Genomic DNA, 24,937 nt, shown 5'->3' with positions numbered 1-24,937 from the left:
TCTCCACGAGCCAGGCAACAGCCCTGAAACGAATCGCCGACACTTCGCGGGGAATCCAGGCTTATCTCATATATGAGTTACGGTGGTGCACCATGACCGACGGATACAAAGGTCGTATCGGGAATCTGATTCGCGATGCGCGCAAGCACAAGGGCCTCACCCAGGCACAGCTCGCTGACCTTCTCAACACCAGCCAGAGCGCGATCAACCGCATCGAGCAGGGACAACAGAACCTGTCCCTCGAGATGATCGCCCGGGTCGGTGCCGCGCTCGACTCCTCCCTGGTGGACATCGGGGCCGGCCCGACGCATCTGCGCGTCACCGGTCCGACGACGTTGTCGGGTGAGATCACGGTCAAGACCTCCAAGAACGCCGGTGTCGCGCTCCTGGTCGGCTCGCTGCTCAACCGGGGCCGTACGACGCTGCGCAAGGTCGCCCGCATCGAAGAGGTCAACCGCATCATCGAGGTGCTCAACTCGATCGGTGTGCAGACCCGCTGGCTCAACGACGACAACGACCTCGAGATCGTTCCGCCGAAGGAGCTGCGCCTGGACGCGGTGGACGAGGCCGCGGCCCGCCGCACCCGCTCGGTGATCATGTTCCTCGGCCCGCTGCTCCACCGCCTGGACACCTTCGAGCTGCCCTACGCCGGCGGCTGCAACCTCGGCACCCGCACCGTCGAGCCGCACATGTCCGCGCTGCGCCCCTTCGGCCTCGAGGTGAAGGCGACCGACGGCGCCTACCACGCGAGCGTCAACCGGGAGATCCAGCCGGGTCGCCCGATCGTGCTGACCGAGCGTGGCGACACCGTCACCGAGAACGCCCTGATGGCTGCCGCGCTGCACCCGGGCACCACCACGATCCGCAACGCGTCCTCCAACTACATGGTCCAGGACCTCTGCTTCTACCTGCAGAAGCTGGGCGTCGAGGTCGAGGGCATCGGCACCACCACGCTGCGCGTCACCGGCCGCGAGGTCATCGACGTCGACGTCGACTACGCGCCGAGCGAGGACCCGATCGAGGCGATGTCGCTGCTGACCGCCGCGATCGTGACCGACTCCGAGATCACCATCAAGCGCGTGCCGATCGAGTTCATGGAGATCGAGCTGGCGACGCTGGAGGAGATGGGCTTCAACTACAGCCTCTCCGAGGAGTACCTCGCGCTCAACGGCAAGACCCGCCTGGTCGACATCGACACCAAGCACTCGGTCCTGCACGCGCCGCTGGACAAGATCCACCCGCTCCCCTTCCCCGGCCTCAACATCGACAACCTGCCGTTCTTCGCCGCGATCGCCGCGGTGGCGCAGGGTCAGACGCTGCTGCACGACTGGGTCTACGAGAACCGGGCGATCTACCTGACCGAGCTCAACAAGCTCGGCGGCAACGTCACGCTGATGGACCCGCACCGGGTGATGATCGAGGGCCCGACGCACTTCTCCGGCACCGAGATCGTCTGCCCGCCGGCGCTGCGTCCCGCCGTCGTCGTGCTGCTCGCGATGCTCGCCTCGAAGGGCACCTCGGTGCTCCGCTCGACCTACGTCATCGCCCGCGGCTACGAGGACCTCGCCGAGCGGCTCAACCAGCTCGGCGCGAACATCACCGCCTTCCGCGACATCTGAGCTGCGCCCCAGGGATACCCGGTCGACCGGGTATCCCTGGGCTTGACAGGTGTTCCAGTGCCCGTCAACCCCACGAAGTGCCCGTCAACCTCTGCGGCGCTTCCCACACTGCGAGACCGGCGACGGTGGTCTAATGCTCCCCGTGAAGGAGCAGCAACGACGCGTACGCGCCTACGCGCACCGTGGTGGAGCGCTCCATCCCGACCTGGTCGGGATGGAGAACACCATGGAGGCGTTCCGGCATGCGGTGGAGCTCGGCTACACCCATCTCGAGACCGACGTGCACGTCACCCGCGACGGCGTCCTGCTCGCCTTCCACGACGAAGCGCTCGACCGGGTCACCGACGTCAGCGGCCTGATCGCGGAGATGACGTACGCCGAGGTGCAGGCTGCCCGCATCGGCGGTCAGCACGGTGTGCCGTCCTTGGCCGAGCTCTTCGAGGCGTTCCCCGGGGTCACCTTCAACATCGATCTCAAGTCCGACGGGGCGGTCGGTGCGCTGGCCGAGCTCCTCGCGGCGACCGATCGCGAGGACACGGTCATCGTCGGCTCGTTCTCGGCCCGCCGGATCAGGGAGTTCCGCCGCCTGACCGAGGGGCGCGTGCGGACCTCGGCGAATCCTCGGGAGGTGCTGGCCTATGTGCTGGCCCCGACCGCCGGGATAGCCAGGCGGCTCGCGGGCGGACGGTTCGACGCCTTCCAGATCCCACACCGTCAGCGCCTCATCGGCCCGCTGTCCGTCCGAGTGGCATCGCGTGGGCTGGTGCGCCGCGCCCACAAGGCCGGCAAGGAGGTCCACGTCTGGACCATCGACGACCCGGTCGAGATGAAGCGGCTGATCGAGCGCGACGTCGACGGCCTGATGACCGACCGCACCGACGTACTGAAAGCGTTCCTGGAGGAGCGTGGCCTGTGGGAGGCTGAGCCGTCTCACGCTGAGCCGCCTCGGGCTGAGCCCACCGACGAGGCCGAATCCGTAGAGCATGGCGAGGAGCCCGAGAAGTGACCACATCAGCCGGGATCGGCGACTTCAGGCCTGTCGAGCGGGCGCGGGAGCAGAAGGGCTGGTTCTTCACCGACTGGGCCGTCTCCGCCTTCCAGACGACGGTCGCCGGGGTGCTGTTCGCGCCCTACCTGATCGAGATCGCGAAGGCCGCCGCCGTCGACAACCGCATCGACGTGCTGGGCCTCTCGATCGCGCCGGGTGCGCTGCCGTCGTACGTCATCACCTTCTCCACACTTCTCTCGGCCCTCATCTACCCGCTCGTCGGTGCGATAGCCGACCGCACCTCCCGCAAACCGGACCTGATGGTCGGGTTCGCCTGGGCCGGCGCGCTCTGTGCGGCGCTGCTGTTCTTCATGACCGGGGACAACTGGTGGTTCGGGTCGATCATGTTCATCATCGCCAACCTGTGCGCGGGTGCGGCCGTGGTGGTCAGCGACTCGATCCTGCCGCTGATCTCCACCGAGAACGAGCGCGACCGGGTCTCCTCCATCGGCTGGGCCTACGGCTACGCGGGCGGCGGGCTGCTGCTCGCGGTCAACTTCCTCCTGGTCACCTTCGCCGACCCGCTCGGGCTCGGCACGGCGCTGGCGGTGCGGATCTCGATGCTCTCGGCCGGGTTGTGGTGGGCGGGCTTCATCATCATCCCGTGGCGCCGGATCCGCCGGCACGAGCCCGCCGACGTGGAGGACGTCTCCGGTGGCGTGGTGGCTCGTTCCTTCGGCCAGCTGTTCGTGACCCTCAAGGAGCTGCCGCACTACCCGGTGGCGCTGACCTTCCTGCTGGCCTACCTCTTCTTCAACGACGGCATCCAGACGGTGATCAGCTCGGCGTCGACCTACGGCGTGGAGGAGCTCGGCTTCGAGACCGGCACGATGCTCGGCATCTATCTGCTGGTGCAGTTCGTCGCCGTCGGCGGCGCGATCTTCTTCGGCCGACTGGCCAAGAGCTTCGGCGCCAAGCGGGTGATCCTCGGCGGTCTGGGCGGCTGGATGCTCATCGTGGTCGTGGCCTACTTCGTGCCGGAGAAGAGCCTCGCACCGCTGCTCGTCGTGGCGGTCGGCATCGGGCTGGTCATGGGCGGCACCCAGGCGCTGGCGCGGTCCTACTTCTCGCTGTTCATCCCCGCGGGCAAGGAGGCCGAGTACTTCAGCCTCTACCACGCCATGGACCGCGGCACCTCCTGGCTCGGCACGCTGGTCTTCGGCCTCGTCTACCAGCTCACCGACTCCTACCGGCCCGCGATCCTGGCGCTGATCGCCTTCTTCGTCCTCGGTGGCGCTCTGCTGGCGCTGGTGAACACCGCCAAGGGCATCGAGCAGGCTGGCAACCGGGCGCCCGAGCGGGTCTGAGAGGGTCTGAGAGCGCTCCTTGCCGCTGGCGGTTTCGAGACATCGACCGCTCAGGACTCTCTCAGGGAGATCCGCAGGTCAGGCGGGCCCTGTGTCGAACAACACGGCGAGGATCTCGACAATTCACGGAATCATCACCTCCTCTGTACCGTTGTTGGTGTGAAGAGGCCTGACCGGCCTGCGTCATGAGTCCGCAGACCGCTTCGCTCTTCAGCTCATTCAACGGGGGACGATCGACTCAGGAGGTGCTTCATGGCCGAGCGCACGTTGCGCGGCGCCCGACTGGGCGGACAAAGTTTTGAGGACGAACGCGGCATCGAGTTCGCGGGCCGCCAGCAGGTGGCCTACCGGTGCCCGCAGGGCCACGACTTCGAGATCACGATGTCGGACGAGGCCGAGGTTCCGGCGATCTGGGAGTGCCCGCGCTGCGGGATGGAGGCTCTCAACCTCTCCGGTGCCAAGCCCGAGGAGAAGGCCGAGAAGCCGGCGCGTACGCACTGGGACATGCTCCTGGAGCGGCGCTCGGAGAAGGAGCTCGAGGACATCCTCAAGGAGCGCCTCGACCTGCTCCGCGGCGGCGAGATCGGCCCGGCTCACCTGCACCGCAAGGGACCGGGCAAGAAGAAGGCCAACGCCTGACTTCTGATACAGCCAGATACGCCGAAGGCGGTCTCCCGGTGGGGAGGCCGCCTTCGGCGTATCTCGAGGGGTGTCTAGGCGATGTTGTCCTTGTCGATGACCTCGCCGGTGACGATGTCGTCGTTGCGGGGCCGAGCACCCGGACCGAAGGTGGAGGGCATCGTGGCGGTGACCAGGCGCTTCTGCACGAGCGTGGCCAGGATCCTCCGGAAGAAGGGCCGGGTGAACGGCAGGATCAGCACGATGCCGAAGATGTCGGTCACGAACCCCGGGCTGAGCATCAGCGCGCCGCCGAGCAGGATAAGCGCGCCGTCGGCGATCTCGTTGGACGGCAACTTGCCCGAGGAGAGGGCCGTGGTCAGTGCGGACCAGGCACGGGCGCCCTCCCGGCGCATCAGCCAGGCGCCGAAGATCGAGTCGGCGATCAGCAGCAGGATCGTCCACCACACGCCGATGACCTGACCGACCTGGATGAGCACGAAAAGCTCGGCCAGCGGCATCACCAGGAACAGCAGCACCAGCACCCAGGAGAGCCTGCGGCGTCGCGTCGTCATCGACGGCCTCCCACGAGACGCTCCAGCCCGAAGCGGCGCAGCAGCCAGAGCAGCTGCTCCCGGCGCTCGGCCAGGCCCCAGCGGGTCACTCGGCGCATCGACTCGGCTGCGACCGCGGGACTCATCTTCGACTCGCCCCGGACCCGCTCGATGAACTGGATCGGGACCTCCTTGACGGTGAGGCCGGCCCGCAGCGTACGCGTCACCATCTCGGTCTGGAAGACGTAGCCGGTCGACTCGACGCTGTTCAGCTGCAGCTTCTCGAGCGTCGTACGCCGGAAGAGACGGTAGCCGGCGGTGGCGTCGTGGACGCCGATGCCGAGCAGGAGCCGGACGTAGAAGTTGCCGCCGACCGAGAGCAGGCGTCGCGACAGCGGCCAGTTGACCACCGAGCCGCCGCGGACCCAGCGGGCGCCGATCACCAGGTCGGCGGAGGTCAGCGCCTCCAGCAGCAGGTGAAGCTCCTCGGGCTGGTGGGAGCCGTCGGCGTCCATCTCCCCCACGACGTCGTAGCCCTGCTCGAGCGCCCACCCGAACCCGTGGAGGTACGCAGCCCCCAGACCGGCCTTCTCGGTGCGGTGCAGCACATGGATCTGCTCGTCGTTGTCCGCGAGCTCGTTGGCGATCGTGCCGGTGCCGTCGGGCGAGCCGTCGTCGACGACGAGTACGTCAACGCGGGGCTGCGCCTTGCGCAGCCGCCCCACGATCCAGGCGAGGTTGTCCGCCTCGTTGTAGGTCGGGATCACCATCACCGCCCGGCCGATCTCGGTCCAGGGTGGAAGCTGCTCGTTCGTCACGTACGCCGGCCTTGTCAAGGAATGGGGTGGAAGTCACAGGATATCCGCCCCCCGGTCGAACCCAAGATCCTCGCGCCGCCAAGCGAAGGCGCTGCGCGAATTGCGAAGCAATCGCCACAAGTACAGCGCCGAAGCGCCCCTCGTCTGGACGCAGCGGAGCGAGGAGCGAAGCGACGAACGGAGCGGAGGAAGACGAGGGTGAAGCGGAGGTGCTGCGCGAATTGCGAAGCAATCGCCACAAGTACAGCGCCGGAGCGTCCCTCGTCTGGACGCAGCGGAGCGAGGAGCGCAGCGACGAACGGAGCGGAGGAAGACGAGGGTGAAGCGGAGGTGCTGCGCGAATTGCGAAGCAATCGCCACAAGTACAGCGCCGGAGCGTCCCTCGTCTGGACGCAGCGCAGTGAGGAGCGCAGCGACGAACGGAGCGGAGGAAGACGAGGGTGAAGCGGAGGTGCTGCGCGAATTGCGAAGCAATCGCAAATAACACAGAGCGCGGGAGGATCAAGACGTTCTTCGGGCCGTTCCGATCCCTGCTGGAGGCAGGGGGACGATCGTTGTCTAAGGGCGTCTCGGCCCTCCCGCGTTGCCCTCGCGGCCGTTGACCGCGCCCGCGAAAACGGAACGAAGGTATGCCTGGCTCGACACCCCCCGACCCGATTCGTCGAGCGCCGGTCCGCCAGCCGCGACTCTGCATGGGCGAACGTTGCCACCATCACCCGCTGGCTCGGCGTAAGTCAACACGGCGCTGACCTGCGGAAACACATGTTTCCGCAGGTCAGCAACAGCCTGGCGGACGCGAAAAAGCAACGAATTACCGGGGAACCTCGGCGTGTCGCCTGCGGGTACCCGTTGCGGCGATCAGGGAACGACGACAGTACCGCGTGCAGAGGTGGCGAGGATCGGCTGGTCCAGCATCGCGGCGGCACCGGGACGGTCCTCGGTGGCGGCGCCGCGGGCCACGACGTACACGGCGAACTCCATCACTCGGGACCGTCGGCCGGCCTTGGTCAGCTCGCAGGTGATCTCGAGGACGTCCCCGGCGCGCACCGGCGCCTTGAACTGCACCTCGTCGTAGGAGGCGAAGAGGCCTTCGTCGCCGTCGGTGAGGATGCACATCTCGGTCGCGACGTCGCCGAAGAGGCCCAGGCTGTAGGCGCCGTCGACCAGGTTGCCGGCGTAGTGGGCGTGGGAGTAGGGCACGTAGCGGCGGTGGACGACCTTGGTCCCGATCGCGGGCCCGGTCTCGGGTGACGTCATGCGGCGGGCTCCTTGGCGGTGGTGCGGTGGACGAGATAGGAGGCGACCTCGGCGGGGGTGGTGCCGCGGCCGAAGATACGGTCGACGCCGAGCTCACCGGTCATCGACTCGTCGAACCGGGGCCCGCCGACGACGAGCAGCGGCCGCTCCCCTGCCGGATAGGCCTCGCGGAACGCGGCGGACATCTCCCGGGTGTTGAGCAGGTGGGCGTCGCGCTGAGTGACGACCTGGGAGACGAGCACGGCATCGGCGCGCCGGGTGACGGCGGCGTCCACCAGCGACGGCACGGAGACCTGGGCGCCGAGGTTCACGACCTCGATCTCCTTGTAGTACTCCAGCCCCTTCTCCCCCGCGAACCCCTTGATGTTGAGGATCGCGTCGATGCCGACGGTGTGGGCGTCGGTGCCGATGCAGGCGCCGACCACGACCATGGGCCGCCGCAGCGTCTCCTTGATCACCGCGTTGGCCTCCTTGGGCGTCAGCAGCGGGAAGTCGCGCTCGACGACCTGCACCTTGTCGGTGTCGACGAGGTGGTTCACCTGCCCGTAGACGACGAAGAAGGTGAAGTCGTCGCCCATCGGCTTGGAGTGGACGACCATCGCCGGCTCCATGCCCATCTTGTTGGCCAGCTGCAGCGCGGCACCGTCGGCGACCTTGCTGTGCTTGATCGGCAGCGTGAAGGAGACCTGCACCATCCCGTCTCCGGTGGTGTCGCCGTACGGCCTGATGATGGTCACTTTCCCTCCAAGATGTCGCTGGCCGGGTTGTAGTACGCCTCGGACTTCTCGGCCACGCCCTCCAGGCCCTTGCCGGCGTCGGCGGGGCGCTTCATCAGGCCGAAGGTGCCGTCGGCGATGGCGTCCAGGAGCCCGTTGGGCTCGTCTATGATCTTCCCGAGCAGGTCGATCGACTCCCCCAGCACCTCGCGGGCCCGGTTGGCGATGAACCCGTCGGGAGCCGGGTGGAAGTCCTCGCCGAGACGCCCGGCCGCGTCCATCACGTACCGGACGTTCTGCAGGGCCAGGTCGCGGTCGGAGAGCCAGGGCGTCACGACCGCCTCGGTCATCATCCCCACCAGCAGGATGCCCTGGTCGGTCATCGCGCCGGCGAGGTTGAAGAACCCGTCGAGCAGGTAGCCCTTGAAGATGTCGCCGGTCATGTGCCGCGTCGGCGGCATCCACTTCAGCGGAGCGTCGGGGAAGATCGTCTTCGCCAGCAGCGCGTGCGCGAGCTCGAGCCGGAACGAGTCCGGTACGTCCGGGTTGATCTCGAAGGCGTGGCCGAGGCCCAGCTGCCAGTCCTCGAGTCCGGCCTCCTTGGCGAAGTACTCGTTGAGCAGCTGCGAGGTGGTCACGGTGTGCGCCGCCTCGACCGCGTCGGCGGTGGTGAGGTAGTTGTCCTCGCCGGTGTTGATGATGATGCCCGCCCGTGCGTGGATCTGGCGGGAGAGCCGCTGGTCGACGAACGTACGCACCGGGTTGATGTCGCGGAACAGGATCCCGTACATCGAGTCGTTGAGCATCATGTCGAGACGCTCCATGCCGGCCAGCGCCGCGATCTCGGGCATGCACAGCCCGCTCGCGTAGTTGGTGAGCCGTACGTAGCGGCCGAGCTCGCGGCTCGTCTCGTCGAGGGCCGCACGCATGAGCCGGAAGTTCTCCTGCGTCGCGTACGTCCCGGCGAAACCCTCTCGGGTGGCGCCCTCGGGCACGTAGTCGAGGAGCGACTGGCCGGTCGAGCGGATGACCGCGATGATGTCGGCGCCCTCGCGGGCGGCCGCCTGCGCCTGCGGGATGTCCTCGTAGATGTCGCCGGTCGCGACGATCAGGTAGATCCAGGGCTTGCGGGGTGCGTCGCCGATCTCGGCGATCATCCGCTCACGTGCCACCCGGCTGGCGTCGAGCCGGGCGATCCCGACCCCGACCGCCTCGCGGGCGTGCTTCGCGGCCAGCTCGGCCTCGGCGCCCTCGGGCAGGCGGAAGGTCACCTGACCGGCGGCCGCCTCCTCGGCGAGGCGGGCCAGGTCGTTGTTGTGGGCGGCCAGTGCGTGCCACACCGGCAGGGCGATGCCGTGCTCCAGGCCGACGTCGGCACGCACCGCGTCGACCAGATGGTTCACCCAGGGGGTGCCGTCCGGGTCGGCGCCGGCGAGGCCGGCCAGCCGCAGCGTGGCTCGCTCCACCGCGACGGTGGTGTGCCGCTTGGCCATCTCCACGATCGGCTCCCCGGCACGGGTGGCCAGCTCGCGGGCACGGGCGATGGTGTGTGGGTCCAGGTCGAGTCTCACTGGGCCAGTCTCCCCTCGAACAGTGCCCGGACCCCGGCATCGGCACGGAGAAGATCCAGCGCGTAGACCGCGTGGCCCGGGACGTAGCCGTTGCCGACCAGCATCGTGACGTCGGCGGCGAGGCCCTCGGCGCCGAGCGCGGCGGCGGAGAAGGAGGTGGCCATCGAGAAGAAGATGACGGTGCCCCGGTCGGCGGTGGCGAGGATGGCGCCGCCCTCGCAGCCAGGCACGTCGACGCAGACGACGGTGACGTCGGCAGGGCCGCCGGCCTTGGCGACCGCGTCGCGCAGGGCCACCGGGTTGCGGGCGTCGGCGACGACGACCTCGTCCGCGAGGTCTGCCTCGCGAAGTCGTGATGCCTCGGTCTCGGTCGGGACGATGCCGATCAGATGGCGGGCTCCGGCGTCACGGGCCGCGGCCAGCGACAGCGACCCGGACTTGCCGCCGCCACCGATGACGGCGACGACGCCGTCCTTGTAGCGCTCCGAGACGACCCTGCGGGTCAGCGCCGGGGCACCGCACACGTCCATCACCGACAGCGCCAGCTCGGGGGCGAGATCGTCGGGAAGGACCGCTGCGATGGAGCGGCCGAACAGGATGGCGTAGCCGTCGCACGGCACCTGCTCGGAGTCACCGCCCCATCCGGCGAGCCCGTCCTCGATCACCAGCGGCGTCAGCGTCAGCGACACGAGGGTCGCGACCCGGTCGCCGGCCTTCAATCCCAGCGGGGATTCCGGGCCGACCTCCTCGACCACGCCGACGAGCATCCCGCCCGAGCCGGTCACCGGGTTCTGCATCTTGCCGCGGTCGGCGACGATGTCGAGCACCTCCCGGCGTACGGCGTCACCGTCGCCGTCGTGCGCGGACTCGAGCTGCCGGAAGGAGGCGGCGTCGAGGTTCAGCCGCTCGACCCGGATCCGCACCTCGTCGGGCCACAAGGTCTTTCGGGTGTCGAGTCTTCGCGCCGCCTGAGGCAGCGGCAACGAGCCGGCCACCGGCTCATCGAGCACCCGGTGCAGGCCTGTCGGGTCAGAAGTGGTCATCGTCGTACGCCTCCTTGCGTCCATCTCACGCCGGACCCTACCAGCGACTGATGGAAGAATTGCGGCCTAGGCTTGCTAACACCGGAGGATCTCCCGCTATGGTGGAGATCATGACGGCAACCATCGAGCCCACTACCCGAGACGGACAGCCCTACGCCTACCAGCGTGTCGAGCTGGTCGAGCCCGACTGGACCCGGTTCCCGGGGTGGGCCGACGTGACCGAGGAGCAGTGGCGCGACGTGCAGTGGCAGCGCGTCAACTGCATCAAGAACGTGCGCCAGCTGCGTGCCCTGATGGGCGATCTTCTCGACGAGCGGTTCTACGCCGACCTCGAGAAGGACATGGCCGAGCGCGCGACCATGTCGATGCTCGTGCCGCCCCAGATGGTCAACACCATGGTTCCCACGGGCGCGTCGGCCGGCGAGGAGTTCACCGCCGCCTTCTACGCGGACCCGATCCGTCACTACATGATCCCGGTCTTCTCCGACCGCCGCACAGACTGGCCCTCCCACCCGCAGGCGAGCCGCGACTCGCTGCACGAGCACGACATGTGGGTCGCCGAGGGGCTGACCCACCGCTACCCGACCAAGGTGCTCGCCGAGCTGCTCTCCACCTGCCCGCAGTATTGCGGCCACTGCACCCGGATGGACCTGGTCGGCAACTCGACCCCGGTCATCGACAAGCTCAAGCTCACCGGCAAGCCGGTCGACCGCCACGAGGCGATGCTCGAATATCTCCGCAACACCCCGCAGGTGCGTGACGTGGTCGTCTCCGGCGGCGACGTCGCCAACCTGCCCTGGCCGCGGCTCGAGGACTTCCTCACCAAGCTGATGGAGATCGACAACATCCGCGACATCCGGCTGGCCACCAAGGGTCTGGTCGGGCTCCCCCAGCACTGGCTGCAGGAGCCGCTCCTGGAGGGGATGAGCAGGGTGACCAGCATCGCCCGCGAGCGCGGTGTCTCACTGGCCGTCCACACCCACGCCAACCACGCCAACTCGGTCACGCCCCTGGTCGCCGAGGCGTCCAAGGCGCTGATGGCGGCCGGGGTTCGGGACGTACGCAACCAGGGTGTGCTGCTCGCCGGCGTCAACGCCGACAGCCACTCGCTGCTCGATCTCTGCTTCCGCCTGCTCGACGGCGCCCAGATCATGCCCTACTACTTCTACATGTGCGACATGATCCCGTTCTCGGAGCACTGGCGCGTCTCGGTCGCCGACGCCCAGCGGATGCAGCACGACATCATGGGCTACCTGCCCGGGTTCGCCACCCCGCGCATCGTGTGCGACGTACCTTTCGTCGGCAAGCGCTGGGTCCACCAGCTCGCCGACTACGACACCGAGCGCGGCATCTCCTACTGGACCAAGAACTACCGCACCTCGATCGAGGCCTCGGACGCGGAGGCGCTGACCAGGACCTACGAGTACTACGACCCGATCCACACGCTGCCCGAGTCGGGCCAGGAGTGGTGGCGCACCCACGCGAAGTGACCGAGATCCGCCCGGCCCAGCGCGCCCGACTCAGTGGGTCAGGGTCGGGCGGTTCTCGTAGTAGGTGTACATCGCGATGGTCGTCCTCGTGGACACGTTGGCGACCGAGCGGATCCGGCCGAGCAGCTCCTCGAGCGCCTCAGGGGTCGCCACCCGCACCTTGAGCATGTAGGACTCCACGCCCGCGATCGACCAGCAGGCCTCCACCTCGTGGAGGTCGGCGACGCGCTCGGGGCAGTCGTCGGGCTGGGACGGGTCCATGGGCTGCACCGCGACGAACGCGGTCAGGGGCACGCCGATGGCGGCGTAGTTGACGGTGGCGCCGTAGCCGGTGATCAGGCCGCGCTGCTCGAGCCGCTTGACGCGCTGGTGCACGGCCGAGGTCGACAGGCCGGTCGCCTTGCCCAGGTCGGTGTAGGACATCCGACCGTCCTCCGCGAGAAGCTGGAGGATTTTACGGTCGGTGGCCTCGATCTCAGGTGCAGTCACGGCGATAGCGTACCCACAACAGCAATATCTCCGCCGCAACGTCCAAAAAACTAGTTGATGTCGAAAGATTTCCGGCTTCAGCGGGGCCAGCCGGCGAGCGACACCAGCTCATCCTGACTGTCGGTGGGCGCTGCTCGGACCACGGACAGGAGCCGGCCCTCGGGGGCCTCGTCGGCGCCGTTCATGGCCTCGCCGGTGGCCCGGTGCGGGTCCGCCGAGACGACCACCCGGCCGTGCGCGTTGACCAGCGTGGCGCCGGCCTCCCGCAGTCCGGGCAGGAGCATCGTCTCCAGGGTCTCGACCGAGGTGTCCGCGCCGGCTACGCCGACCATCCGCCCGTCGGCGTAGACCGGCAGCGTCGTGGTCATGACGTACTCGTCGGCGCAGACGAAGTCGACGTAGGGCCCGGCGACGTGCAGCCGCCCGGTGCGCTCCGGGACGCGGAACCACGGCTGGCGGGTGTAGTCCATGGTCTCCCTAGTGCCCGGCACCTCGGCCTCGCCGAGGAGGTCGCGGCCCGCTCCCTGCCACCAGGCCAGGTAGAGCCGCCGGTCGCTGAGCGCGTCCGGTGCGGCGACGAACCCGCCGCCCAGGAGGTTCGGGTCCTGGAGGAACGCCAGCGTGCCTTCCTCGACGTGTGCCCGAAGCTGATCCGAGGTGACCGGTCCGGCGGCGAAGAGAGCACCGACCTCGGTCCGCAGTCGTTCGAGCTCGGTGAGGATGGAGCCGAAGTGCTGCTCGATCCTGGCGGCGCAGTCGAGGGACACATCGATGTTCACTGGCGTACCACCTCGTGGATCTCGGTCAGACGTGCAACGGCGTGGGTCAGATGGTCGCGTACGCTCCCCCGGGCCGCGGCCACGTCGCCCGACCCCAGTGCGGCGACCAGCGCCCGGTGCCGCTCGCCGGATGCCTGCCGGAAGTCCGGCTCGCTCAGCGGCACTCGCAGCAACGTACCGAAGTCGGCCTCCTGTCGCACCACCTCCCGGGTGAGACGCGCCGACTGTGTCAACGCGGCGACGGAGAGATAGAGCTCGCTCTCCGCGTCGCGCCATCGGCCGACGTCCGCCTCGTCCACCGGGATCAGCAGGTCCTGGAGATCCTCGACCTCCTCCGGGGCTGCCCGTTCGGCGGCGAGCTCGGCACAGCCGGTCAGCACCACCTGATACAGACTCGCCCGGTCGCGGAGCTCGACACGCGACATCGTGGCGAGCCTTCCCTTCACGATGTCGCCGGGGTCAGGAGCTCGCACGAACGAACCACCGCCACGTCCCCGTGTCGTCACGACCAGGCCCTGCGCCCGCAGCGAGACCAGCGCCTCGCGGGCGGTCACGGTCGCCACCCCGAGCATCTGGGCGAGCTCGAGCTCGCTCGGCAGGCGGTCACCGTCGGCGAGGACGCCCGAGCGGATCGCCTCCGCCAGCCGGTTCTCGACACGTACGGCTCTGCCTTCGTCGCCGATCGGCGCGAAGATCGCCGACCGGGCGCGCGAGGTGATCGCGCGGGGGTTGGCCACGATCGGGCTCCTCCTTCGAGTGGGTTTACGAAGAACTTACGCAGAAGGTCTTTAAAATCTAAGATCTGGTTCCATATGATTCAGCAATGCGACCGACCGAATCCCCGCAGATCCAGCTCGACGCCGTGTCCAAGGCGTACGGCGACGTGATGGCCGTCGACGCTCTCGACCTGACCATCGGCGACGGCGAGTTCTTCTCGATGCTCGGGCCCTCCGGCTCCGGCAAGACGACCGTGCTGCGCCTCATCGCGGGCTTCGAGCGCGCCGACTCCGGCACGATCCGCCTCGGCAGCGAGGACGTCACCGCGCTGGCGCCGTTCGACCGCGACGTGACCACGGTCTTCCAGGACTACGCGCTCTTCCCGCACCTCAACGTGCTGGAGAACGTCGCGTACGGGCTGCGGGTCCGTGGGGTGCCGAAGACCGAGCGGAGCTCACGGGCACGTGAGGCGCTCGCGATGGTCCGCCTCGAGCACGTCGCGACCCGGAAGCCGACCGAGCTGTCGGGTGGACAGCGGCAGCGGGTCGCGCTGGCCCGCTCGATCGTCGTACGTCCCAGGGTGCTGCTCCTCGACGAGCCGCTCGGGGCGCTCGACCTCAAGCTCCGCGAGCAGATGCAGGTCGAGCTCAAGCAGATCCAGCGCGAGCTGGGGATCACCTTCGTCTTCGTCACCCACGACCAGGAGGAGGCGCTCACCCTCAGCGATCGGATCGCCGTCTTCGACAGCGGTCGGATCGTGCAGCTGGGCACGCCGAAGGAGATCTACGAGCGGCCGACCTCCCCCTATGTCGCCGACTTCGTCGGCACCTCGAACGTCTTCGACGAGGAAGCGTCCAAGCGGACGTTGAAGATGGAGGGCGCCTTCGCGCTGCGGCCCGAGAAGATCCTGCTCTCACCCGCCGCCGCGAGCGCCCCGGCCGGCGCGATGACAGCTGCCGGGGTGATCACGGAGTCGATCTACATCGGCACCGGTCATCGCGTCCACATCGAGCTCGAGGACGGCACCAGGCTGGTCGCCCTCGAGCAGAGCCGCGGCGCCCTGCACCCCGATGCCGCCGAACCAGAGTCTCGGGGCGACCGCGTGGTCGCCTCCTGGTCGCCGGGCGACCTGGTCCCCTTGGGCACCGACTCGTCCCGTGCCGTGCAACACCGATGAGCCAGAACCCATCCAGAGAGGTTTGATCATGCGCAACATCCCAACCAGGTACACCGCCAGCCGCGCCGTCGGCGCAGCCGTCGCGGCCCTGTCCCTGATCACGCTCACCGCCTGCGGCGGTGACGGCGGAGGCGAGTCGACCGGCGCCGTCGACAAGCTCGGCGAGAACGAGGGCGAGGTCTCGATCCTGGCCTGGCCCGGCTACGTCGAGGACGGCTCGACCGACCCGGCGGTCGACTGGGTCTCCGGCTTCGAGAAGGAGACCGGCTGCCAGGTCACCGCCAAGGTCTACGGCACCTCCGACGAGGCCTTCAACCTGGCCAAGTCCGGTGAGTACGACGTGGTGGCCGCCTCCGGCGACCTCACCCTGCGGATGATCGCGGCGGGCGAGGCGGCCGAGGTCAACACCGACCTGATCCCCAACTACGAGGGCATCTACGACTTCCTCAAGGACCGCGAGTGGAACACCGTGGACGGCAAGAACTACGGCATCCCGCACGGCTACGGCGCCAACCTGCTGATGTACAACACCGAGGACGTCACCCCCGCCCCGACCTCGTGGAAGGCGGTCTTCGAGGACGCGCCGAAGCACAAGGGCCAGGTCACCGCGTACGACTCGCCGATCTACATCGCCGACGCCGCGGTCTACCTGATGGCGCACCAGCCCGACCTGGGGATCGAGGACCCCTACTCGCTCGACGAGAAGCAGCTCGCGGCGGCCGTCGACCTGCTCAAGACGCAGCGGGCCTCCGTGGGTGAGTACTGGTCCGACTACACCAAGACGCAGGCCTCCTTCGAGACCGGCGACACCGTGGTCGGCACCACCTGGCAGGTGATCGCCAACCTGATCGACCCGAAGAAGGCCTCGGTGGAGGCGATCCTCCCCTCCGAGGGCGCGACCGGCTGGAACGACACCTGGATGATCTCCTCGAACGCGAAGTCGCCCAACTGCGCCTACGCCTGGCTCAACCACATCTCCGACCCGAAGACCAACGCCCAGGCGACCGAGTACTTCGGCGAGGCACCCAACTCGGACAAGGCCTGCGAGTTCGCCTCCGAGGGCCACTGCGAGACCTTCCACGCCGGTGACGAGAAGTACGCCGAGCAGATCTGGTTCTGGAACACCCCGATCGAGAAGTGCCTGGACGGACGGACCGACGTCAAGTGCACCGACTACCAGGACTGGACCAAGGCCTGGGCGGAGATCAAGGGGTGACCTTGAGCTCCATCAGCAGCACGCTCAGCAGGAGGCCGGGCATCCGCCTCGGCCTCCTGCTGGCCGCTCCCCTGACCTGGCTGGTGCTCGTCTACGTCGTCGCTCTCGCGGCGCTGCTGGTGACGGCGTTCTGGACGATCGACTCCTTCACCAACGAGCTCCAGCGCACCTTCACCCTCGACAACGTCCGCGAGATCACCGGCGAGGCGCTCTACCGGACCGTCACGCTGCGCACCCTCGGGGTGGCGCTGCTGGTGACCCTGATCGACTGCGCGATCGCACTCCCGGTCGGCTTCTACATGGCCAAGATCGCCTCGAGGCGCTCGCGCCACCTGCTCGTGATCGCGTTCCTGATGCCGCTGTGGGCGTCCTACCTCGTCAAGGCGCTCGCCTGGCGCTCGCTGCTGTCCAACGGCGGCCTGCTCGACTGGGCCGGCGGCCTGGTCGGCCTCGGGTCGCCGGGATTCGGCTTCACCGCGATCGTGCTGACGCAGGCGTACATCTGGCTTCCGTACGTCATCCTCCCCGTGTACGCAGCCTACGAGCGTGTCCCGGACTCGCTGCTCGACGCCGCCGGCGATCTCGGAGCCCGGCCGGCGCTGACGTTCCGCACCGTGGTGCTGCCACTGGTGGTCCCCGGGCTGGTCGCGGGGTCGATCTTCTCGTTCTCGCTGACCATGGGCGACTACATCACGGTCAACATCGTCGGCGGCGCCAACCAGATGCTCGGCAACCTCGTCTACATCAACTCGGGGTCGAACCTGCCGCTGGCCGCCGCGATCGCGCTGATCCCGATCGTCGTGATCATGATCTACCTGGCGTTGGTACGCCGCACCGGAGCTCTGGAGAACCTATGACCATCTCGCGATCGACCCGACGCCTGCTCGCCGCGGTGACCGGCCTGGTGCTCGCCGTGCTCTACGCACCGCTGGCCCTGGTCGTCGTCAACTCCTTCAACACCTCCCAGGCACTGACCTGGCCGCCCAGCGGCTTCACCACCCAATGGTGGCAGCGGGCTGCGGTCAACCCGGGAGCGCACGACGCGATCCTCACCTCGCTGACGGTCGCGGCCTGTGCCACGGTGCTGGCGCTGGTCCTCGGTACCCTGCTCGGCCTGGCGATGCAGCGCTACTCCTTCTTCGGGAAGGACACCGTGAACCTGCTGGTGGTGCTCCCGATCGCCCTGCCCGGCATCGTCACCGGCATCGCGCTGTCCAACGCGTTCTCGTCGATCCTCGGCGTACGCCTGGGGTTCTTCACCCTCGTGGTGGCGCACGCGACCTTCTGCATCGTGACCGTCTTCAACAACGTGCAGGCGCGGCTGCGGCGGATGGGTGGCAACCTCGAGGAGGCCTCCGCCGACCTCGGGGCGGGGATGTGGACCACCTTCCGGCTGGTCACGCTCCCCCAGCTGCGGTCGGCGCTGCTGGCCGGTGGGCTGCTGGCGTTCGCGCTCAGCTTCGACGAGATCATCGTGACGACGTTCGCCGCCGGACCGGGGGTGACCACCCTGCCGGTCTGGATCCTGACCAACCTGTTCCGCCCTGGTCAGGCGCCGATCGTCAACGTGGTGGCGGTCGTCATGATCGTCGTCTCGGTCGCGCCGATCTGGCTGGCTCAGCGACTCTCGTCCGACCCGACCGACACGACGCGGGCGATTCACTAGGCTTCACTCGTGGCTGAACCTCGAATGCTCCTGCTGGACACCGCGTCGCTCTACTTCCGGGCCTACTTCGGCGTGCCCGAGATCAAGGCCGAGGACGGCACCCCGGTCAACGCCGTCCGTGGTCTGCTGGAGTTCATCTCCCGGCTGGTCAACGACTACTCCCCCACCGATCTGGTGTGCTGCTGGGACAACGACTGGCGCCCCCAGTGGCGGGTCGACCTGATCCCGTCCTACAAGGCGCACCGTGTGGTCGAGGAGCTCGAGACCGTCCCGGACGTGGAGGAGGTCCCCGACCCGCTGCAGGTCCAGGTGCCGATCATCCGCGAGGTGCTCGCGGCCGCCGGGATCTGCGTGATCGGCGTCGACGGCTACGAGGCCGACGACGTGATCGGCACCCTCGCCACCGGCGCGGGGATGCCGGTCGACGTCGTCACCGGCGACCGCGACCTCTTCCAGCTGGTCGACGACGCTGCCGGCGTACGCATCCTCTACCCGACCCGGGGCGTGGGCGATCCGGATCTGGTGGACGAGAAGTGGGTGATCGCGAAGTACGGCATCACCGCCGCGCAGTACGCCGACTTCGCCACCATGCGCGGCGACACCTCCGACGGACTGCCGGGCGTCAAGGGCGTGGGTGAGAAGACCGCGGCCAAGCTGCTCGAGCAGTACGGGGACCTGGACGGGATCGTCGCCGCGGTCGCCGACCCGACCACGTCGCTCACCAAGGCGCAGCGGCAGAAGTTCATCGACGCGGTCCCGTACCTGGCCGTGGCGCCCCAGGTCGTGGCAGTCGCGCGGGACCTCGACCTGGACCGCAGCCGGACCGCCCTGCCGAGCGCCCCGGCCGACCCGGAACGCCTGCGCGAGCTGGCCGCGACCTACAACCTGACCTCCCCGGTCGCCCGCCTGGAAGCCGCTCTCGCGCGGGTGTGATCCAGGTCTCCACAACTCGGTTCAGAAAGTTTGTAGAAACGGCATCATCAGCCGCGTACCGCTCCGTCTCCTTGGCAAGACCACCAAGAAGGAGCGGACGAATGAGCGACATCAAGCACCCGGCAGTGCAGCAGGACATCAAGATCTCGTGCCTCGACCCCTGGGGTCGCACGGTGGAGGTGCCGACCACCCTGGGCTACCGCGAGAACGACCCGTACGCAGTGAGCCTGACCTTCCACTCCAGCGGCGGTGACGTCGAGTGGGTCGTGTCCCGCACCCTGATGCTGCAGGGACTGGCCGCCCCCGCCGGTGAGGGCGACGTGAAGATCTACCCCAGCATCGACGAGGACGCCAAGGCGGTGGCCGTCTTCGACTTCAGCTCCCCCGACGGCCGTCTCATCGCGACCGCCGACTCCAGCGAGGTGCAGATGTTCCTCGGCAAGTCCTTCTCGGCCGTCCCGGTCGGCTCGGAGAGCCAGCACATGGATCTCGACGCTCTGATCGCGGACCTGCTGGGCAGTTCCTTCGACGCCGAGTAGGCACTCCGCCCGCCTGCTCGTTCGTCAGCGCACCCTCCCGTCCCGGACGCCCCGGGACGGGAGGGTGCGTGCTTTTCGCTGACCGGAAGCGATCCCTCGCGGTTGCCAGGTCAACTGTGGTAGTGATGTGCGTCACCCGCACCCTCTCGGAGGTCACAGTGCTGCCAGCTTTCCTGTCTCGCGAGCGAACGGTGGCCGCCCCCGGCTTCAGCCGTTGGCTCATCCCACCCGCCGCTCTCGCCGTCCACCTCTGCATCGGCCAGGTGTACGCCACGAGCGTCTACAAGACCGCTCTCGTCGAGCACTTCGACTCGAGCCAGACGGCGATCGGCGTGATCTTCTCGATCGCGATCGTGATGCTCGGCCTCTCCGCCGCCGTGATGGGCACCTGGGTCGACCGCAACGGACCGCGCGCGGCGATGACCGCGGCCGCGGTGTTCTGGGCCTCCGGGTTCTTCATCGGAGCGCTCGGCATCGGCACCGGCCAGCTGTGGCTGGTCTACCTCGGCTACGGCTTCATCGGAGGCATCGGGCTCGGCATCGGGTACATCTCTCCCGTCTCCACGCTGATCAAGTGGTTCCCGGACCGGCCTGGCCTGGCCACGGGGATGGCGATCATGGGCTTCGGCGGCGGCGCGATGATCGCCAGCCCGCTCAGCGGCCGACTGCTGGCGCTCTACGACCCGTCCTACACCGGTGACGCCACGACCGTGCCCGACGGCCACGCCGTGATGATGCTCTTCCTCACCCTCGGCGTGGTCTACCTGGTCTTCATGTCCTTCGGCGCAGCCACCGTGCGGGTCCCGCCGGATGGCTGGACGCCGGCAGGCTGGGACCCTGCCAGCGTCAAGGAGAAGAAGCTCGTCACCACCGCGAGCGTGTCTGCTCGCAACGCCGTCCGCACCCGCTCCTTCTGGCTCGTCTGGATCGTGCTCTTCTGCAACGTCACCGCCGGCATCGGCATCCTCGAGCAGGCGGCTCCGATGATCCAGGACTTCTTCCGCACCGACGGAGTCTCCTCGGTGAGCGCCGTCGCGGCCGGAGGCTTCGTCGGGCTGCTCTCGATCGCCAACATGGGCGGCCGGTTCATCTGGTCCTCGACGTCCGACGTCATCGGCCGCAGGCCGATCTACATGATGTACCTCGGCGTCGGCCTGGTCCTCTATCTGCTGCTGGCGACGGTCGGCAGCGCCTCGATGGCGCTGTTCGTGCTGCTCGCGGTGGTGATCCTGTCCTTCTACGGTGGCGGCTTCGCGACCGTCCCCGCCTACCTGCGTGACCTCTTCGGCACCTTCCAGGTCGGTGCCATCCACGGCCGGCTGCTGACCGCGTGGTCGGCCGCGGGCATCGCCGGGCCGCTCATCATCAACGCCTTCCTCGACGCGCAGGGCGAGCCCGGCACGCTCACCGCGGACGCCTACCGGCCCGCGCTGCTGACCATGGTCGGTCTGCTGGCGGTCGGCTTCGTCGCCAACCTCCTGGTCCACCAGGTGCCGGACCGTTTCCACGAGCCGTCTTCGGCCGATCCCGCTGAGACCGAGAGGAGCGCAGCATGAACCCCAAGATCGTCGTCGCCTGGGCCCTGGTCGGGATCCCGCTGGCCTACGGAGTCATCGAGACGCTGCGCCGTGCGGCGCAGCTCTTCACCGGCTGAGTTCTTCCCTCGGCTCAGAGGCCGAGCAGGCTCGGCTCGTTCGTACGCCACGCCTCCTGCGCCGCCCGGGTCACCGGGCCGTGCGGGAGGGTGCGCGTGCCCCACTCCGTCACCGCCTGCACGTCGCGCAGGCTGGAGGTGAGGAAGACCTCCGTGGCGTACTCCTCGACCTCGGCCAGCGGCTCGTCGGTCTCCTCCGCGCCGAACCACTCCAGCACCAGCGCACGGGTGATCCCGGCCAGCGGACCGCTGGACAGGGTCGGGGTCTTCAGCGCTCCGTCGAGCACGTAGAAGATGTTGCTCCCGGTGCCCTCGCACAGGTCGCCCACGGTGTTGGCGAAGATCGCCTCGGTGGCCCCGTGCTTGCGCGCCTCGGCGAGGGCGATCACGTTCTCCGCGTACGACGTCGTTTTCAGGCCGCTCGTCGCGCCGTGCTCGTTGCGGCGCCACGGCACGCTGACGACCTTGGTTTCGGTCGGGTTGGGCTCGGCGTCCTCGAGGCCGATGATGACCGTGGGCGCGACGTCCACGCGACCGGAGCCGAACGGCGCCGGCCCGCCCGTGATGGTGATCCGAAGGCGGCCGTACGCCGTCGGGGCTGCCCCGAGCACGGCCTCCACGCCCTTGGTGATGAACCCGCGGTCGGGAGCGGGCAGGCCGAGTCCGGTCGCCGACCGCTCCAGGCGGTCGAGGTGGAGAGCGAGCGCGAACGGCTGGTCCTCGATCACCTTGAGCGTCTCGAAGACGCCGTCGCCGACCACCAGACCGTGGTCGCGGATGGAGACCGCCGGAGCGGCCGGGTTGTCGAGAAGCTGACCATCGATCCACGCGCGCATGCGGCAACCCTATGACGTCCCTGGTCAGGGCCCGGAATGCGCGCCGATGGGACTCCTGGGGCTGTTGGTGAATGACACGAAGGTGACCCCCGATTTGTCCCCCGGGTGCGGCTCCGTTAATGTTCTTCTCGTCGCCAAGGGCACGGGAAACCGGGCCGGAAGCAACAAGCGGACGTAGCTCAGTTGGTAGAGCGCAACCTTGCCAAGGTTGAGGTCGCGAGTTCGAGCCTCGTCGTCCGCTCGGAGTAGGTCTCCACCGGAGGCATTGCCTCCAGCGGTGGGTTGGCCGAGAGGCGAGGCAACGGACTGCAAATCCGTGTACACGGGTTCAAATCCCGTACCCACCTCGAAGCACCACCCTGATAAATTGAATAGCCACGGACGATTGGCGCAGCGGTAGCGCGCTTCCTTGACACGGAAGAGGTCACTGGTTCAAACCCAGTATCGTCCACCACATTGAATTCGGCTCCTGACCTGGGGAAACAGGTCAGGAGCCGGGCTCGTTTTCGAGGGTCTGTAGCCGTTCTGTAGCCAATAGATTTAACTCAGATCGGCTACGCGGCCTCATCAGACGGTCGGCGCACACCTGCGGACATGATCACTTTCGAGGACAGAACCCGCATCGCCGCGACCGCGGGCGGCCTCCGCATCTACGTCTGGCACGTCGGAGGTGCCGCCGATGAGACTGGTGGACTCCGTTGCAAGTACGGCTACCGAATCTCCGACGAGCACAACTCAGCCCACTCCCCGGTCGAGGCGTACGACCTCTACTCAGCTGTCTCCTCCCCCGTCGACCCACGCCAAGCACTGTCGACGCTCGTTTCGTTCCTCACCGCCGCCGGTGAGGCGTACTGGGCCAGCGTCAGCGATCCCGGGAAGGTTTCCGAGGCCGCCGACATGTTTCCGCCGTGGGTCGCTGAAGCGGCGTATATCAACGACAGCGAGCTAGCGGAGCTGACGTGCTCGCTCGAGGACGACGAGCCCCGACCGGGCGCCCCGAGGGACCGAGCGGACGCCGTGCGAGACAACGCAGAGGTCACGTCCGTTGACCACCCTGATCGAACGCCTGATCGACCGGCGCTGTGATGCGCTCGGCTCGCTGCCGAGCCTCTCAGCGATAACGGCATTTTCGAAACTCACAAAACACATCAAACAAAGTAAGCGCGGCGGCCCGTTAACAAACGGTGCGACCACGGCCCGCCATCTCCGCGCTCGCACTCCAACGACACAGACAACTACCTCCTTAAGTCCGGCCTGAGAACCAGTGGGACTGCTGTAGTCCCTTGCGGCTCGTCGTCTGTCCGTGTCGACGCCACCCCGGTGGTGGTAGTTCAGGAGTGCGCCATGCCGTTGACCGCTGTTCTCGATGGTCGGCCCATCTTCATCTTCGATCACGACGCTCGATCGTTTGCGGACGTCGCGAGCCTAGTGAAGCGTCGCCGTCAGGCCTTACGCTGCAAGGACTGCTCCCATTCGATGACCGTCGTCATGCCCGCACGACGGAGCTCGCACTTCCGACACTTGGCTGGCGCGCCAGCAGACTGTCGCTTCGTCGTCGCGCGGGAGTCCGACGCCCATCACGAGCTGAAACGCCGCATCTACGGCATGTGCCGGGCACTCGGTTGGGACGCGAAAGTCGAGTGGTGCGTTCCAGGCACTAACAGGCGCGCCGACGTCTGGACCCGCGATCACCTCGGGCGCCAGTTCACCTTCGAGGTCCAGCTGTCTGCGATCCCCGACGACACCAGTTACGCCCGATCCGTCGACCACATCCAGGCGGGCATCACCCCGGTGTGGCTCATCGACGGCGACCTGCGCGCCCCGGCGTTCCCTGACGACGCGAAGCGCGTACGCCTCCAGAGGCACGGCGAGTGGGTGCTCACCGGGCACGGGGACGTGAAGCGCGACGAGGATCTTGGCTGGGTGTCCGACGGCCCTGCTGCTTCCCACAGTCGCAAGACCCGCGTCCTCGGCCTCTCGACGCTCTTGCCCCTGCTGGACTCTCCTGCACGAACACCAGTGGCACGTCGCGAGACGCAGCATCGCGGGTTGCCACCGGCGGCTGCGTCTACAACGCCGCTCGCGCTGCCGGGTCCCGCTGCATCGGCCACGAACAACAAGGGAGGCTCTGTCCAATTGCTCGGCGAGTGGGCACGCCACAAGCGCCTCGGCAGACTGAATCGGGCCCGGAGCATGAACAGGCAACTGCGGGTGGACCGGGCCGCGATCATCGACAGGCTGCGTACGCTCGCCGCCGTGCTTGCCGACGCCCGCGTCGCTGACGCCTTCCGCTTTCGACAGATGACCGAACTCCCCTTGGCCGACTGGACCCGCAAGCACTACACCACCGCCCTAGCAGAGATCTGGTCGTACCGGTTCTGGCTCAGGGACCTTGGATGGCAGCCCTTCTGCGGCGGTTGTGGACTCGCTCTCGACGAGGCGCTGATCCAGAGCGGAGTCCACGTCGGGTGCTATCGGCCGAACTAGGATCTTTCCCCTCCCGGGGTGGACTCAATCTCCCGCCTGGCATGCCGCTCGATCACTGCGCGACGTTCGGCCATCTGGTCACACCGCGGGCGTCGAGGACCTTCCGCAGCCGGTCAACCTGCCCGCTCGCGATCGGCTTAGGGGCTGAAGGCTGCGCTTCCTCGGCCGCGTCCTCGAGGGCAACAGCGGCGTGTCATCTTCCATGCTACGTCTGGTTCAGAGTGGCTCACGTTCCAGGCCGACGGACCGACGGCGTGACGCCACGCGATGGCGATGTCGACCGGTGCCGCGCGCGTCCTCATGGAGCGGTGGGCCATCCGAGATGGGCGACGCCGCGGGAGTCAGCGTCGGTTCCGCATACTTGTCGGTGCGAACCGCTAACGTTCCGCACAGCGTCGCGACA

At 68.0% G+C, this 24,937-nt stretch carries 25 protein-coding genes and 3 tRNA genes; 18 read left to right on the top strand and 10 right to left on the bottom strand.

Annotation, left to right across the window (positions count from 1 at the left end):
• Positions 1-92: 92 nt before the first annotated feature.
• The 4 genes from OG984_RS06365 to OG984_RS06350 all read left to right on the top strand — a co-directional run bounded on the left by OG984_RS06365 (position 93) and on the right by OG984_RS06350 (position 4,613).
• Complete coding sequence (locus OG984_RS06365) at positions 93-1,619, top strand: UDP-N-acetylglucosamine 1-carboxyvinyltransferase (protein ID WP_328530757.1); 1,527 nt, start codon at positions 93-95, stop codon at positions 1,617-1,619.
• Between the two features lie 142 nt (positions 1,620-1,761).
• Positions 1,762-2,625 (top strand): glycerophosphodiester phosphodiesterase, encoded by an 864-nt coding sequence (locus OG984_RS06360; protein WP_328530756.1) that lies wholly within the window; start codon positions 1,762-1,764, stop codon positions 2,623-2,625.
• Entirely contained in the window at positions 2,622-3,974 is a 1,353-nt protein-coding gene (locus OG984_RS06355; protein ID WP_328530755.1) for an MFS transporter, read from the top strand. Before OG984_RS06360 ends, OG984_RS06355 begins: the two co-directional genes overlap by 4 nt.
• 252 nt (positions 3,975-4,226) lie before the next feature.
• Complete coding sequence (locus tag OG984_RS06350; RefSeq protein ID WP_008359714.1) at positions 4,227-4,613, top strand: RNA polymerase-binding protein RbpA; 387 nt, start codon at positions 4,227-4,229, stop codon at positions 4,611-4,613.
• A 74-nt stretch (positions 4,614-4,687) separates the two neighbouring features.
• Here the strand turns inward: OG984_RS06350 and OG984_RS06345 are convergent, their stop codons facing one another.
• From OG984_RS06345 to OG984_RS06320, 6 genes are all read right to left on the bottom strand, one after another.
• A complete protein-coding gene (locus OG984_RS06345; RefSeq protein ID WP_328530754.1) occupies positions 4,688-5,167 on the bottom strand; it encodes an FxsA family protein in 480 nt (159 codons plus the stop codon).
• A complete protein-coding gene (locus tag OG984_RS06340) occupies positions 5,164-5,964 on the bottom strand; it encodes a polyprenol monophosphomannose synthase (RefSeq protein ID WP_328530753.1) in 801 nt (266 codons plus the stop codon). The genes OG984_RS06345 and OG984_RS06340 overlap by 4 nt, the downstream gene beginning before the upstream one ends.
• 858 nt (positions 5,965-6,822) lie before the next feature.
• Positions 6,823-7,221 carry a hotdog domain-containing protein gene (locus tag OG984_RS06335; protein WP_328530752.1) on the bottom strand — a complete coding sequence of 133 codons (399 nt, stop codon included), beginning with the start codon at positions 7,219-7,221 and terminating at the stop codon, positions 6,823-6,825.
• Positions 7,218-7,958 (bottom strand): OAM dimerization domain-containing protein, encoded by a 741-nt coding sequence (locus tag OG984_RS06330; RefSeq protein WP_328530751.1) that lies wholly within the window; start codon positions 7,956-7,958, stop codon positions 7,218-7,220. The genes OG984_RS06335 and OG984_RS06330 overlap by 4 nt, the downstream gene beginning before the upstream one ends.
• Positions 7,955-9,508, bottom strand: a complete 1,554-nt coding sequence (locus tag OG984_RS06325; RefSeq protein ID WP_328530750.1) for a lysine 5,6-aminomutase subunit alpha — start codon at positions 9,506-9,508, stop codon at positions 7,955-7,957. The genes OG984_RS06330 and OG984_RS06325 overlap by 4 nt, the downstream gene beginning before the upstream one ends.
• On the bottom strand, positions 9,505-10,551 hold the full coding sequence (locus OG984_RS06320; RefSeq protein WP_328530749.1) for an L-erythro-3,5-diaminohexanoate dehydrogenase: 1,047 nt from the start codon (positions 10,549-10,551) through the stop codon (positions 9,505-9,507). Before OG984_RS06320 ends, OG984_RS06325 begins: the two co-directional genes overlap by 4 nt.
• A 110-nt stretch (positions 10,552-10,661) precedes the next feature.
• Between OG984_RS06320 and OG984_RS06315 the strand changes: the two genes are divergently transcribed.
• Positions 10,662-12,041, top strand: coding sequence for a KamA family radical SAM protein (locus tag OG984_RS06315; protein ID WP_328530748.1), 1,380 nt, complete (start codon positions 10,662-10,664; stop codon positions 12,039-12,041).
• 30 nt (positions 12,042-12,071) lie between these two features.
• Here OG984_RS06315 and OG984_RS06310 read toward each other — a convergent pair whose 3' ends face one another.
• The 3 genes from OG984_RS06310 to OG984_RS06300 all read right to left on the bottom strand — a co-directional run bounded on the left by OG984_RS06310 (position 12,072) and on the right by OG984_RS06300 (position 14,046).
• Positions 12,072-12,530: an Lrp/AsnC family transcriptional regulator gene (locus tag OG984_RS06310; protein ID WP_442940959.1), complete on the bottom strand. Its 459-nt coding sequence runs from the start codon at positions 12,528-12,530 to the stop codon at positions 12,072-12,074.
• Positions 12,531-12,607: 77 nt separating this feature from the next.
• The gene (locus tag OG984_RS06305) at positions 12,608-13,309 is read right to left on the bottom strand and encodes a cache domain-containing protein (RefSeq protein ID WP_328530747.1); all 702 of its coding nucleotides are present in this window, start codon (positions 13,307-13,309) and stop codon (positions 12,608-12,610) included.
• Positions 13,306-14,046: a FadR/GntR family transcriptional regulator gene (locus OG984_RS06300; RefSeq protein WP_328530746.1), complete on the bottom strand. Its 741-nt coding sequence runs from the start codon at positions 14,044-14,046 to the stop codon at positions 13,306-13,308. The genes OG984_RS06305 and OG984_RS06300 overlap by 4 nt, the downstream gene beginning before the upstream one ends.
• A gap of 86 nt (positions 14,047-14,132) precedes the next feature.
• Here OG984_RS06300 and OG984_RS06295 point away from each other — a divergent pair, with 86 nt between their 5' ends.
• The 8 genes from OG984_RS06295 (at position 14,133) to OG984_RS29490 (ending at position 21,211) form a co-directional block, all read left to right on the top strand.
• Positions 14,133-15,203, top strand: coding sequence for an ABC transporter ATP-binding protein (locus tag OG984_RS06295; protein ID WP_328530745.1), 1,071 nt, complete (start codon positions 14,133-14,135; stop codon positions 15,201-15,203).
• Positions 15,204-15,231: 28 nt separating this feature from the next.
• Positions 15,232-16,419, top strand: a complete 1,188-nt coding sequence (locus OG984_RS06290; protein WP_328530744.1) for an extracellular solute-binding protein — start codon at positions 15,232-15,234, stop codon at positions 16,417-16,419.
• On the top strand, positions 16,416-17,276 hold the full coding sequence (locus OG984_RS06285; RefSeq protein WP_008359734.1) for an ABC transporter permease: 861 nt from the start codon (positions 16,416-16,418) through the stop codon (positions 17,274-17,276). Before OG984_RS06290 ends, OG984_RS06285 begins: the two co-directional genes overlap by 4 nt.
• Positions 17,273-18,085 (top strand): ABC transporter permease, encoded by an 813-nt coding sequence (locus tag OG984_RS06280; protein WP_008359735.1) that lies wholly within the window; start codon positions 17,273-17,275, stop codon positions 18,083-18,085. The genes OG984_RS06285 and OG984_RS06280 overlap by 4 nt, the downstream gene beginning before the upstream one ends.
• Positions 18,086-18,109: 24 nt before the next feature.
• Positions 18,110-19,018 (top strand): 5'-3' exonuclease, encoded by a 909-nt coding sequence (locus OG984_RS06275; protein WP_442941000.1) that lies wholly within the window; start codon positions 18,110-18,112, stop codon positions 19,016-19,018.
• Between the two features lie 101 nt (positions 19,019-19,119).
• Positions 19,120-19,557 carry an SsgA family sporulation/cell division regulator gene (locus OG984_RS06270; protein WP_328530741.1) on the top strand — a complete coding sequence of 146 codons (438 nt, stop codon included), beginning with the start codon at positions 19,120-19,122 and terminating at the stop codon, positions 19,555-19,557.
• A 125-nt stretch (positions 19,558-19,682) separates the two neighbouring features.
• Positions 19,683-21,113, top strand: a complete 1,431-nt coding sequence (locus OG984_RS06265) for an OFA family MFS transporter (RefSeq protein WP_328530740.1) — start codon at positions 19,683-19,685, stop codon at positions 21,111-21,113.
• On the top strand, positions 21,110-21,211 hold the full coding sequence (locus OG984_RS29490; protein ID WP_008359741.1) for an MFS transporter small subunit: 102 nt from the start codon (positions 21,110-21,112) through the stop codon (positions 21,209-21,211). The genes OG984_RS06265 and OG984_RS29490 overlap by 4 nt, the downstream gene beginning before the upstream one ends.
• A gap of 14 nt (positions 21,212-21,225) precedes the next feature.
• Here the strand turns inward: OG984_RS29490 and OG984_RS06260 are convergent, their stop codons facing one another.
• Positions 21,226-22,047, bottom strand: coding sequence for an aminotransferase class IV (locus tag OG984_RS06260; RefSeq protein ID WP_328530739.1), 822 nt, complete (start codon positions 22,045-22,047; stop codon positions 21,226-21,228).
• A gap of 168 nt (positions 22,048-22,215) precedes the next feature.
• On the opposite strand from OG984_RS06260, the gene OG984_RS06255 reads away from it, so the two are divergent.
• The 5 genes from OG984_RS06255 (at position 22,216) to OG984_RS06235 (ending at position 24,534) form a co-directional block, all read left to right on the top strand.
• A tRNA-Gly gene (locus OG984_RS06255) sits at positions 22,216-22,288 on the top strand.
• A 35-nt stretch (positions 22,289-22,323) separates the two neighbouring features.
• A tRNA-Cys gene (locus OG984_RS06250) sits at positions 22,324-22,394 on the top strand.
• A 32-nt stretch (positions 22,395-22,426) separates the two neighbouring features.
• Positions 22,427-22,501 (top strand) — tRNA-Val (locus OG984_RS06245).
• Between the two features lie 140 nt (positions 22,502-22,641).
• Complete coding sequence (locus tag OG984_RS06240) at positions 22,642-23,133, top strand: hypothetical protein (protein WP_328530738.1); 492 nt, start codon at positions 22,642-22,644, stop codon at positions 23,131-23,133.
• 258 nt (positions 23,134-23,391) lie between these two features.
• Positions 23,392-24,534: a competence protein CoiA family protein gene (locus OG984_RS06235; RefSeq protein ID WP_328530737.1), complete on the top strand. Its 1,143-nt coding sequence runs from the start codon at positions 23,392-23,394 to the stop codon at positions 24,532-24,534.
• Positions 24,535-24,937 lie beyond the last annotated feature (403 nt).

It is taken from the genome of Nocardioides sp. NBC_00368 (genome assembly GCF_036090055.1).
In the GTDB taxonomy this organism is placed as follows: domain Bacteria; phylum Actinomycetota; class Actinomycetes; order Propionibacteriales; family Nocardioidaceae; genus Nocardioides.
The sequence above is the reverse complement of the archived record's forward strand: the minus strand, read 5'-3'. Positions and strand labels throughout refer to the sequence as shown.